The 13,224-nt window shown below is 60.1% G+C and carries 5 protein-coding genes; 4 read left to right on the forward strand and 1 reads right to left on the reverse strand.

Features of this window, described 5'->3' with window-relative positions:
- The first annotated feature begins 203 nt into the window (after positions 1–203).
- Together KR51_RS03405 and KR51_RS03410 are read left to right on the forward strand one after the other, a co-directional pair.
- A complete protein-coding gene (locus tag KR51_RS03405) occupies positions 204–686 on the forward strand; it encodes a hypothetical protein (protein ID WP_022604865.1) in 483 nt (160 codons plus the stop codon).
- A 9-nt stretch (positions 687–695) separates the two neighbouring features.
- Entirely contained in the window at positions 696–1,136 is a 441-nt protein-coding gene (locus KR51_RS03410) for a TFIIB-type zinc ribbon-containing protein (protein WP_232214517.1), read from the forward strand.
- Here KR51_RS03410 and KR51_RS17980 read toward each other — a convergent pair.
- Positions 1,133–3,154 (reverse strand): DNA polymerase III subunit gamma/tau, encoded by a 2,022-nt coding sequence (locus tag KR51_RS17980; protein ID WP_022604868.1) that lies wholly within the window; start codon positions 3,152–3,154, stop codon positions 1,133–1,135. The genes KR51_RS03410 and KR51_RS17980 overlap by 4 nt on opposite strands.
- 217 nt (positions 3,155–3,371) lie before the next feature.
- Here KR51_RS17980 and KR51_RS03420 point away from each other — a divergent pair, with 217 nt between their 5' ends.
- Together KR51_RS03420 and KR51_RS17240 are read left to right on the forward strand one after the other, a co-directional pair.
- Positions 3,372–4,661 carry a hypothetical protein gene (locus tag KR51_RS03420; protein ID WP_040655024.1) on the forward strand — a complete coding sequence of 430 codons (1,290 nt, stop codon included), beginning with the start codon at positions 3,372–3,374 and terminating at the stop codon, positions 4,659–4,661.
- Positions 4,662–5,396: 735 nt separating this feature from the next.
- Positions 5,397–13,061, forward strand: coding sequence for an ExeM/NucH family extracellular endonuclease (locus KR51_RS17240; protein WP_022604870.1), 7,665 nt, complete (start codon positions 5,397–5,399; stop codon positions 13,059–13,061).
- The last annotated feature ends 163 nt before the right edge of the window (positions 13,062–13,224 follow it).

Here is a 13,224-nt window from a genome sequence, read left to right on the forward strand (position 1 = left end):
GTGCCGGACCTATCTAAATCTGCCTGGTAACATTGCTTCTCCGCACGCACGGCAGCGATTGCAGCGCTCAACTGTACCCTCGGTGAGTTCACCTGAATTGGGTCAGTCTTGCCAAATTTGGACTGGGTCGCAAGCACCGTCGCTCAAGACCGGTCATAATAGGTAATTTGCGGTAACTCTCGCGAGCAGGAGTCACGAGTTCGATGGCAACGAGCAATACGCAGGTCAAGAAGGCAATCGCGCAAAACGTTAAGGACGCCCTGCGCAAGGCCGAAATCAATCCGACGACGAAGGCTGGCAACCGCGAGCTGAGTAAACTCATCCACATGTTGATGGAGGAGGATGAGTTGCCGAGCGACCTAGCTGCAGCGAGCGAGCAGCTTAGCAAACACGTGGTGGCTACTCTCCAGGAGCGCAATAAGAAGAACATCGACGGTGCGGCTATTCGGACGCTGATCGCGCAACGGCGATCGCTGTTCGGCGACGCAACGGAAGCAGCTGTCCCCGAATCCACCAAGCCAGCAGCAGCAATCGAATCAGACCCGCCTACCAGCGAGGCCGCTGACGCCCCCGCTAAGCCAGATGATGCCCCTGCTGCGAGTGCAGATGCGGAGGCTGGAACCAAATCAAAAACCAAGTCTAAAGCCAAGTCAAAAACCGCAGAAAACAAGACCGCAGAAGAATAGACGAGCGCGTTGTGGCGCCGAGTCGTTGTCCAAGCTGAAGACACGAATTTGTGCAACCGACGGATGGCTCTCTCCTGTCCGAAGTGTGGCGATCGCTTTGAGGTAGTAGTTTTCGCCGAGATCGAAGTCGATCGCTGCATTGGCTGCGGCGGTCTTTGGTTCGACTGCGAAGAAGTCGAGCACCTCAAGCTGGCGGCTGGCTCGGAAGCGATTGACGTGGGCGATCCGCAGTGCGGCCGCCAGCTGGATCGCTTGGCGAGCGCGGTCGCTTGCCCGCGCTGCGGGGATGCCATGACCCGCATGCTAGACATGGACGCTCACGCCATTTGGTACGAGCGCTGTTGTGTCTGTTGCGGCATTTGGCTGGACGCTGGCGAATTTGTCAAATTCAAGGACAACTTCCTGCCCCAATCGGCAATCGCTCGCATTCGCAATTGGTTTCGCCCCTAAAACGGAACCTCGTCGGAGAAGGTATCCGCTGCGTCAGCAGGTATCTCCAAGTCGATACTGTTGCCGGCAACTGCGGTGAGGTCGAGTTGCTCGGCTGCCGGACTTTCGGGCAAGGGCATGTCGGGCAGGACTTCGCCATTGAAAGCGCTGGCAAGACTGCGGGCCGCCCGGTCGATATCGGCGTCGGTCGGTTTGGATCCGGACGGCTGGGTTTCATTAGCAGGCACTGACGGTGCTTGCGTTTCTATAGGTAGGGCAGACAATTCTGGGGCAGTCGGCTTGGAGACGAGAGTCTGTGAGTCCGGTGGCGGTGATGGCGCGATCGCTGCGGTCTGGGCTGGTAGATCGGCCGGGGGTCGATCTACTGGTACTTTTTCAGTTGGTTTTGGCTCGGCGTCGATAACAAACTGAACTTTAAAAGGACATTCACAGGCCCGCGTGAACGCTTCCTCAAGGGCGGCCTTGCGATTTTCTGCTTGGGCGAGGATACCTTTGGAGCTAACGCCAATCAGCGCAATGCTGCGGTCGAAGTCGATCCCGATTGGATGGCATTGCTGCCGGAGCAGCGCCTGAGTAAACCGCGGTAGCGATTCGATGACTTGCTTCCAAACAGCCGGATAGGCCGTTGGGGTGGGAGCAGGACTGGGTGACGGCAATTCCGTTGCTGCCGGTTGCGAAACTGTTACGGGTAGCGGGCGATCGCTCGCTGCGGGGGGGGCAGAAGCCGTGCGCCCCTGCGGTTCGGCAGTCGGGGTGCTTGGCTGGCGATCGCGTGACGGGGTTGGCGGGGTTGGAGCCGTGTCTGGTCTCGGGCGCGACTGGGCAGCCTGTAGGGGCGGTTTGCGATCGCGCGGTACGACTGCCGGTGCCGGTTCCGGACGCTCTTGCGACACGACCGTTGGCTCGGCGGTCGGTGCGACGGGTTGGCGATCGCGCTCGAGCAATCCGAGCAAGGTCACTTCTAACCAGAGGCGCGGCTGTGTAGTGTGGCGCAACTGCGGTTCGCCATCCCGGAGCACTTGCTGGCCGCGCATCATGTCTGTAATCGTCCAGCGATCGGCTTCTGCAATCAGTTGCTCCCAAGTCGGCGTCGTCAGCGCCACGAGGTTGGCGTGTTGGGGAGCGGTTTTAGCAATCAGCAGGTCGCGATAGAAACCGGCGAGATTGTGTAAAACAGTGAGCGGTTCGCGGCCGCGATCGAGCAAGTGGCGGCTTTGTGCCAGTACGTCGGCAATTGCGCCGGTGCGAATCGCCCGCAACAGCGCCAGCAAGTCGCGTTCGGGAATCGCCCCGACCAAGTCCCAAACCCGTTGGGGCGTCACCGTTCCCGACAGCAAACTCAGTTGGTCGAGCAAGCTTTCTGCATCTCGCATGCCGCCGTCAGCCACTTGAGCCACCAGCGTTAGCGCTTCCGGAGCGATCGCGATCTGCTCGCGGCGGGCGATCTCGCCGAGGTGCGTCACCATTGCCGCGAGCGGAATCCGGCGGAAGTCGAAACGTTGGCAGCGCGAAATAATCGTCGGCAGCACGCGCTGCGGGTCGGTCGTTGCCAGGATAAACACCACGCGCGAAGGGGGCTCTTCGAGGGTTTTCAGCAGTGCATTAAACGCGGCTGCACTGAGCATGTGTACCTCATCGATCAGGTACACCTTGTAGCGGCACAGCACTGGAGCAAACTGGGCCCGTTCGATCAACTCGCGGATGTTATCCACGCCCGTGTTGCTAGCGGCATCAATTTCGATCGCGTCTAGAGCCGTACCCCGCGCGATCGTCTGGCATGCTTCACAGCGGCCGCAGGGCGTTGTGGTCGGGCGATCGCCGCTGAGACAGTTCAGCGACTTGGCAAAGATGCGTGCGGAGGAGGTTTTGCCGGTGCCGCGCGGTCCGGCGAACAAGTAAGCAGGGGCAATGCGTTCGGTAGCGATCGCGTTGGCAAGCGTGGTGGCGATCGCGTCTTGCCCGACGAGGTCGGCAAAGGTCTGCGGACGGTATTTGTGGTGAAGCGGTTCGTAGGTCATGGAGCGAACGGCGTCCTGGACTTACGAGTGTAACGAAGAGTCGGAGCGCGAGCGCCTGGCTCTGGGTAGCTCGCGCTCTCCGAACCGCTCGCTCGGGCGGTAAGTTCCTGCCAACCGAAGCACATTCGCAGCAACCGCTCGGCGCGTTCTGGGACCCGGATCGCGGTTGTAGAATCGAAATTGCCTCGGGCACAGGTTCCGGGAGAGATTTGCCGCGATGCGACTCAATGCCGTCACGACGTTTCAATACGATCGCAAAACCTACAGTTGTGCGGTCAAACAGCAAGATTTGCACCTGGAGTTGCGCGTGCAAAACTTCAAAACCAAGTATATTCTTGCCGTTCGCCAAGGCGAAACCCTCGGATTGCTCGGTCGCGACCGGGCGACCGCCCGCCCGATCGATATTTCACAACCCTATTTCTTTAACTTGATCAAAGCTGCACTCGGCGCGCTAAAAATTGCCGAACTCGAAGCTGAAGCCCGCAAGACAGACGCGCTTTTTGCCGAATTAAGCAAAGCGGTGGAGTGCCAAGCCGAGCAAATCGAACTATTAGAAACTCAATTGCAACTCCTAGAAACCGAAAAAGATAAACTTTCTGCATCCGCACAACAGCGACTCGGGGGGCTGCGCTCCGAGTCAGCTGCCAGCGACCGGCGAACGCGCAGCGAGCGGGAACTCGTTGCCAAACTGCAGGCCGAACTGGCGGCCGAGAAACAGAAGGCGATCGCCCTCGAAACCGAACTCGACCGCGCCATCCCGCGGGTCAATCGCCAAGAGTTCTGGCAGCAAGTCGAGGGCGAACTGGGCGAAGATACGTGGGCGAATCTCGATCGCGCCGTCCGAGGTCCGCTCTTTGAGAAATTACTCGAATCCGAACAACAAGCCGCGGTTATCGAGTCGCTCAACTGTGTTGGCGCAGACATCTTTGCCGGCAGCACACCCGCGGCCGACTATTCGACGGCGGGATTGCCTCTTTGCGAAATCGTCGAACGCGCGATCGTGAACGACTTCTTTACCGAGCTGTATCGGTTTTTGTGCGATCGCTACCCCGAGCGCCGCACGCCATCCGGACACTGCGAACTCGGCGGTCTGAAAATTCGCGCTGCCCATCAAAGCGGAACGCGCAGTGCGCCCTGGGGTAACCTCGCGCAATTGCTCGCACCGAATTGGCACTGCCTGCGACGAGACGCACTCGACGCCGATCGCCCGCCTGCTAGGGACGTTTACGTAACCGCCCGCGCCCGCGAGCTTACCGAACGCGATCGCCAGATCGTTCGCGACTGCCTGGACGCCTGGGACAGCCCGATTGCGCGCTGGATGCAGCGCAGCACTTTGGCCGCATCGGCGCTCGACCAAATCCGCCAGCTCCGCAACCGCATCGCACATCCCGGGCCGCTCCACATTTGGCAGTACCGCCACCTGCGCGCCTCAATTATCGGTGATGCTAGCCGACGCGGCATCCTCGCACAGATCTATTCCGCTTCGACCGCGCGCACGCTTCCATAGCAGCACTGCCATGCCCTCATAGCAGCTGAGGAGCTGCTGTGGACACTGCAAGTCAGTAAAGACATGTAAAATGACCTCCCATGGTGGAGATTGTCCGGACTAACTTTTCCGCTGGCATACCTCGCCGTCCGATGCATGACGCCATCTCATGCCTGGGAATATTTTCTGGTGTATTGATGCCATGAGTGTTGTCCCGGAGCATTGATGTCTGATGCACCGATCCCTGGAGCGTTGCTACCCGGATGAGCATCGGTGCTGGGCGCGAACTCGTCATCGCTGCTTGCAAGCTTTTTACAATCCTTTTGCAAACACTGTATAGCCCTGCGCTTGACATTTCTCCCTGCCAAGAATAATGCAGAATTGCATGTCTTGATTTTATTTTGTCCATAAAAAAGACCTGCGTTCTCCTAGCGTTCCCGTCAAATCTGGCTCCAAAACAGTCACTTGACAACAACCCACAAGCTTGGTTAAGAAGGGGTTAACTCGACAATAACCACCTCTTAAGCTGGCTGGGTTCATCTCTTAATGTTTCTGGGCTAGTTTGTGAAAGGCATTTTTTTTGCTCGCTGAGGACAGTGATGCCGGCGATCGGGGTAAGCGAGTTGTGGCAAGCGATCGATGCGATCTGTCTGCCCACTACCCGTCACCGACAAGCCCCGCACAACTGCCGTCCGAGCAACGGCACGCCTAGGTGCAGACTGCTGCCGTAATGACGAATTCCTGGAATAAGGCTAAATGGAAGAGCTCACCGCCCCGCAACCGTCGAACGCGATTACTCTGACGCCAATCGGAACGTTCTCTACGGGCGTTTTCGATGAGAGCGCCGCTGAAATCGTTGCCTTTGACCCCGGCAGCCAGCGCCTCTTCGTCGTCAACGCCAACAATGCCACGATTGACATCCTCGACGTTAGCGACCCGAGCAACCCGGTCGCCAACCCGATGAGCGAGGACCAGGAAGTACCGCCCATTACCGACGGGCCGGCAACCGGTGACTTTACTTTCACCATAAGCAGCACCAACGTCCTCACCGTTACCGGCACGTTCAGCGGTCTCTCCAGTGCGCTGAACCCAGTCGGTGCCGTTGATGCTGAAGGCAATCCGGTAAGCGCGATCCACGTTCACACGGCGGATGCGGGGACGAACGGTCCGATCCTTCGCAATCTGACAGTAACGACCTTCGGCGACGGACTCTCGGGCGTTTATAGCGGTGAGTTTCAACTGACTGCAGACGAAGCCGCTGCCGCGCTCGACGAAGGGTTTTACGTTAATCTCCACACCATTAACAACCCAAGCGGCGAGTTGCGCGGTCAGTTCGTGCAGTCGTCGATCGACGCCACCAACCTCGGCGGCGGTGCTAATAGCGTCGATGTCGCGAACGGCATCGTGGCGGTTGCAATCGAAGCCGATAATAGCCAGGACCCCGGCACGATCGCGTTCTACACCACCGATGGTGACTTTCTCAACTCCGTGACGGTCGGCGCGCTGCCCGACATGGTGACCTTCACGCCCGATGGCACCAAGCTGATCGTTGCGAACGAAGGCGAGCCCAACGACGACTACAGCGTCGACCCCGAAGGTTCGGTCAGTATCATCGACATCAGTGAAGCTGGCAACGATTTAGCGGGCTTAACTCAGGACAACGTCTCTACAGCAGACTTCATCGCGTTTAACGATCGCATCGAAGACCTCCGCGGTCGCGGCGTGCGGATCTTTGGACCGAACGCAACCGTCGCACGGGATCTCGAGCCGGAGTACATCGCAGTCAGCGGCGACGGCAGCACTGCCTACGTATCCCTGCAGGAAAACAACGCCTTCGCGGTCGTCGATATCGAAACATCAACGGTTTTGGATATCCTGCCGCTCGGCTTCAAGGACTACAGCATCGGCCTGCCGACCCTGACGGAATTCAGCCTCGACGACGCGATCGCTGCTGAATCCCTAGGGTCCACCCTGGAGGGTGAGGACATCCCCCTCGGCGGGCTGTCGGGTTTGTTCTTCGAAGGCGTCGATGAGAACGGGTTCTACACCTTCATCACCCACCCCGATCGCGGACCGGATGCCGGTACCAGCGACGTGGACGGTGACGGTGACAACGAGCGCATCTTCAAGTTGCCGGAATTCCAACCTGAAGTCGTGCGCTTCACCCTCGATCCGGAAACGGGCAACATCGCGATCGTCGATCGCATCGGTTTGACCGATGGCAACGGCAATCCGCTCACCGGTTTGCCGAACCTGGAGGGCGACGATAATGGCGCAGCTCCGGCCGATCTCGAGGGCAACCTGCTGGAGTTCGACCCGCTGGGTGCTGACCTGGAGGGCATCGTTGTCGATGGGAGCGGCAATTTCTGGATGGTGGACGAGTACCGCCCGGCAGTCTACCAGTTCGACCCGAACGGCGCGCTGCTGAACCGCTTCGTTCCCGAGGGCACCGATCCGAACGGCGCGGACACCTTCGGTACGGAAACGCTTCCGGCTGAGTACGCCACCGCTCGCGACAACCGCGGCTTTGAAGCCGTTGCCCTGGACACGACGAACGGCATCCTGTACGCCTTCATCCAAACCCCGCTGGGCAACGACGGCACCGGCACCTTCAACCGCGACGTTTCCGACGAATCCCAGGTGATTCGCATCCTCGGCATCGACCCCGCCACTGGCACCCCGGTCGCCGAGTACGTTTACTTGCTCGAACGTCCGGATGTCCGCCAGGGCGGCAGCGTCGATAAGATCGGCGATGCAGTCTTTGACCCAGCAACGGGGAACTTCTTTGTCATCGAGCGCGACTCCGGCTCCTCACCAGAGAGCACCAAAGCGATCTACGAAATTAGCCTATCAGGTGCAACCAACGTGCTCGGGGCCGTACTGCCGGCCGGCCAAACCCTGGAGACTCTGACGCCCGACGAATTAGGAGGCATCCGCCCGGTCAGCAAGCGGGAAGTCACCAACCTGCCGTCCTTGGGTTACCTGCCCAGCGACAAACCCGAAGGTCTCGCGATCGTGCCCGGTCCGACCGCCGGCAACTTCGCGCTGGCGGTGCTCAACGACAATGACTTCGAGCCGGAGGACAAAGCTACGGTGCTCGGCATCGTGGAATTTGCTAAGAGCAACAAGCTCGACGCCAGCGACGAAGATGGTATTAATCTGCAGAACTTTCCGCTGCTAACTGCCTACCAGCCCGACGCGATCGCCACCTTTGAAGGACTCGACGGCCGCACCTACATCGTTACGGCGAACGAAGGCGACGCGCGCGACTACGACACATTTTCGGAAGAAGCCAAACTCGCCGACCTACAGGCAGCCGGACTGCTCGACCTCAACGACGATGGCGTGCCCGACTCAGTAACCGACTCGCCGTTTGCCGAACTCAACGCGGACGACCAGCTCGGCGAGAAGAACCTCACCAATGTTAACGGCGACCTCGATGGCGACGGGCTGATCGAGCAGCTGGTTGCCTTCGGCGGTCGTTCCTTTTCGGTGTTCGACCCATTCGGCAACCTGGTCTTCGATAGCGGCGACGATTTCGAATTAATCACTGCCGAGGTTCTGCCGGAGGACTTCAACTCCAATAATGACGAGAACGACTCCTTCGACAACCGCAGCGACAACAAGGGACCGGAGCCGGAGGCCGTTGACGTCGGCTTTATCAACGGTATCCCCTACGCCTTCATCGGCTTCGAGCGCGTCGGCGGCATCGCAGTCTACGACTTGACCGACCCGAGTGCGCCCGAGTTCGTGCAGTACCTCAACAACCGGACTTTCCGCGACGGCGACGGCAACCCGATCGATGCAGTTTTCGAGATCGAGAACGACCCAGCTACCGAGGACGATAACGTACTCATTACCAACCCGGCGGTCGGCGACCTCGGTCCCGAAAGCATCACCTTTATTCCCGCAGAAGACAGTCCTACGGGCGCACCGCTGATTGCTGTCGGCAACGAAGTCAGCGGGACGACCACGCTCTTCTCAATCGATGCGCCGGTTCCCCAGCGCACCACCTTCGAAATCCAGGGCAGTGGCGATTCCAGTCCCCTGGAAGGCACGGTCGCCGTGGTTGAAGGTGTTGTTACCGGCAGCTTTGAAGGGCTGGACGGCTTCTTCATTCAAGACCCCACGGGCGACGGCGATCCGGCAACCTCTGACGGACTCTTCGTCGACGCACCAGGCGTGACGGTCTCCCCGGGCGACATCGTCCGGGTTACCGGCACCGTTGTCGAGTTCTTCGGTCAAACCCAACTCGGCGAAAACGTCGTGGTCGAGACGCTGGGTACAAATGGCGGAGTCACACCCATCGTAATTGACCTGCCGGTTGCCTCCGTCGGCGACTTGGAAGCCCTCGAAGGCATGCTCGTGACCTTCCCCGAAGCGCTCTTCGTCACGGATGTCTTCAACCTCGGTCGCTTCGGCGAGGTGCTCCTGTCGTCCGATGGTACGCTGCCGATTCCGACGGAGGTTGCCCAGCCAGGCGCTGCCGCCAACGACGTTGCCGCCGCCAATGCGCTGCAACAGATCTTGCTCGATGACGGCAGCAACGAAAGCGACCCAGAAACAACACCGTTTGTCGATCGCACCGGCGACAATCCGGTAACCTTGCGGCGTGGCAGCACGGTGGAAGGACTAACCGGAAACCTCGGCTTCGGCTTTGGCAACTATCGCGTTCAGCCGACTGAGGAGCCGACCTTCGACTTCGCAGAACGCCCGGCGGTGCCGGATGTGGGCGATGCCGAGGTCACGATCGCGGCCTTCAACGTCCTCAACTACTTCACCACGATCGACGACGGCAACACGCTGACCGGTCCGAACGGCGACCAGAGCCCGCGAGGTGCCGACAGCCAAAACGAGTTCGAGCGCCAAGAAGCCAAGATCGTGGCCGCACTGCTCGAACTCAACGCAGATATTGTGGGCTTGGTCGAAATCGAGAATAACGGCGACACGGCAGTCTCGACGCTGGTCGATGCGCTCAACAGCGCCATCGGAGCGACCACCTACAGCTTCATCAGCGATCCGGCTGGCTTCACCACCGTGCCCGGCGGCGACGACGCCATCAAGACGGCGTTTATCTACAAGCCGGCAGTTGTAACCCCGGTAGGCGATGCTCAGACCATCAACGACGAGTCCTTTGCGATCGGACGCGCACCGGTTGCTCAGACCTTCGAAACGGTCGCAGACGGGGAGGTGTTCACGGCGATCGTCAACCACTTCAAGTCCAAGGGTTCCTCGGGTGCTGAGGGCGACGACCTCGACCAAGGCGACGGACAGGGTGCGTTCAACGCTACGCGCGTCCGGCAAGCGGAAGCACTGGCTGGTTTCGTCACTGACTTGCAAGCCAGCACGGGAGACAGCGACGTCATTGTCATCGGCGATATCAACGCTTACCCCACCGAAGATCCGATCGCCACGCTCGAAGACGCCGGTCTGACGCGCCTGGAAACCGACCCTACCTTCGTTTTCTTCGGTCAGGAAGGCGCGCTGGACCATGCATTGGTCACCAGCAGCCTGAACGGGCAGGTCACTGGGGCCGCTGCCTGGGCGATCGATGCCGACGAGCCTCGCTCCCTCGACTACGAAGACAACATCGAAGACAACACGGACGATAACTTCGAGCGCACCAACGCCGATCCTTCTCTCTTCCAACCGGATCCGTTCCGTTCCTCCGACCACGATCCGGTTCTCGTCGGACTCAACCTCGATTCCAGCGCTTTCACCTTGGAGTTACTTCACGGCTCGGACCAGGAAGCAGGCTCGGCTGCCGTTCGGGATGCACCTGGCTTCTCCGCCGTTCTCAACGCCCTGCGAGCGCAGGATGTGGGCGACGACGGCCTCGAAGACAACACCATCACCCTGTCTTCGGGCGATGCCTTCATCCCTGGCGTATTCTTCGATGCCTCCGAAGCGGTGTTCGGCGCACCTGGTATTGCCGACATCCTGATTCAGAACGAGCTGGGCTTCCAGGCGATCGCGCTGGGCAACCACGAGTTCGACTTCGGTTCTGAAGTACTGGCTGATTTGATTAGCGGTGCGGCCGGCAGCGAATTCGAGGGCATCGACGGGTTGGATGACTTCACGGGCACCAATTTCCCGTACCTGTCGGCGAATCTCGACTTCTCCACCGATGTCAACCTGGCACCGCTGGAAACCGAAGGCGGTCAGCCCCCTGCGCCCAACACGGTGACCTCTTCAACGGTCATCGATGTCAATGGCGAATTAATTGGTGTGGTCGGTGCGACCACGCCCACCCTCGCTAGTATCTCCAGCCCGGATGGTGTCGGCGTCTTGCCGAGTCCGTTCGACTCCAACCCAACGCCGGAACAGCTCGACGCTCTGGCAGCGGTGATTCAGAGTGAAGTTGACGCGCTGCTGGCGGCTAACCCCGAGATGAACAAGGTGATTCTGCTGTCGCACATGCAGCGGATCGCTATCGAAGAAGAGCTGGCAACGCGGTTGACGAACGTGGACATCATCGTGGCAGGGGGGTCCAACACTCGCCTGTTCGATGAAAACGACCGCCCCCGCGATGGCGACAGCGTCCAAGGCGAGTATCCCAAGTTCTTCACGAACGCGGGCGGCACGCAAACGGCGCTGGTGAACACGGACGGCAGCTACAAGTACGTGGGTCGCTTGGTGCTGGACTTTGATAGTGCAGGCAACATCATTCCCGAAAGCTACGACCCGTCAGTCTCCGGTGCCTACGCGACCGACGACCAAGGCGTCGAAGACCTGAATGCGGGCGACTTAGTCGATCCCGAAGTGCAAGCGATCGCCGATGCCATTGGGGAGCGAATTTTCGAAATTGAAGGCAACATCTTGGGCGTCTCCGAGGTGTTCCTCAACGGCAACCGCTCTGGCGTTGACGACGACCCCACCGATCTCGATGGCGTCCGTACCCAGGAGACCAACCTGGGCAACCTGACCGCCGATGCCAACTTGGCGGCGGCGAAGGAGTCCGACGCGACGGTGGTGCTGTCGCTCAAGAACGGCGGCGGTATCCGCGCCTCCATCGGTCAGACCTTGGTTCCTCCAGGTGGTGACGAGCCGGAACGCCTGCCCACCGAGGAAATCCTCGATGATGAGGGCAACGTAGTCAAACCCGAGGGCGGCATCAGCCAGAACGACATCCAGACGACCCTGGCATTCAACAACGGCTTGACGTTGCTGACCCTGACCAAGACCGAGTTGATCGATTTGCTCGAGCACGGCGTCAGCGCCATTCCCGGTGTCAGCGGTCGCTTCCCCCAAATTGCAGGAGTCGCGTTCTCCTACGACCCCGATTTGGAAGCAGGCGATCGCATCCTGACCGCCAGCATCCTCGACGAGAATGGCGAGCTGCTGACCGAGCTGGTGCGCGATGGCGAAATCGTAGGCGATGCCAATGAATTGTTCCGCATCGTCACCCTGAACTTCCTAGCAGCACCCCGCTTTGACGACGACGGCAACTTCATCGGAGGCGGCGACGGTTATCCGTTCCCCAATACCAACACCGACCCAGACCTGGGCGAAGTGGGCGACCCCGACGTCATCGAACGGGTCAACACGGTGCAGCTGGAGCAGGAGGGCGTCACAACGGGCGATGCTGTCTTCGCCGACGACGGTACCGAGCAGGATGCCCTGGCGGAATACTTGCTCGACAACTTCCCGAACGACGACGACCCGAACACGCCGGTGTTCGGTGAAGAAGACACCGGCCGCGACGTCGACGAACGCATCCAAAATCTCAACTTCCGCGAAGACACTGTTCCAACCGGCGATGACGGCGAGCCCTTTGCCGGTCCGATACCCACCTTCGGGACGCTTGGGGACGATGTCCTCGACTCGGCACTAGGCGATTTCGACGGCACAAACGCGCTAGTTTTCGCCGGCAGCGGCAACGACCTGATCGACAACTCCACCAGTGGCGGCAGCCGCCTGTTCGGCGGTTCCGGGAACAACGAGATCCTCGCCGGCACGAACGATCGCGCGTTCGGGGGAGCGAATGACGATATCCTCGATAGCTCGGCCGGTGGCGGCGGCAACCGCCTCTACGGTCTCGCCGGCGACGATTTCTTCTTCCTCGGCAGCACCGATCGCGCCTTCGGCGGCGGCGACAACGATGCCTTCTTCTTCCCGAACGGCGGCGGCGACAACCTCGTCACGGGTGGCGAAGGGGACGACCAATTCTGGGTTGCCAATGCCATCCTGCCGACCTCGGCGAACACCTTCACCGACTTCACCATCGGCAGTGATGTCATCGGTATTGCCGGTATCGACGGCATTACCGAGTTCGAGGACGTAATCCTCGGCGGCACCGATGATGCGACGATCTCGCTCGGGGAAGCCGGACCGATCGCCGTGTTGTTGGGTGTCACGCCCGATAGCCTGAGCTCGTCGGACTTCCTCATTCTTGAGGGTCCGGTGACTTTCCCTGCTTAAACCTGGGTGGCGAGTGACGCTACTTGCCAGTAGCGTCACTCGCATCGCTCTGGAGAGCGAGCGCGCGGAGATCGCCTCGTATCTAAAAAACTCCGAAGACATTTCCGCTGCCGTGCCGGGCAGCTATTACTATCCGGAAGGGCAAGCCGCGAGCCGCATCCCA

Origin of the sequence: Rubidibacter lacunae KORDI 51-2, from assembly GCF_000473895.1 — a bacterium.
In the GTDB taxonomy this organism is placed as follows: domain Bacteria; phylum Cyanobacteriota; class Cyanobacteriia; order Cyanobacteriales; family Rubidibacteraceae; genus Rubidibacter; species Rubidibacter lacunae.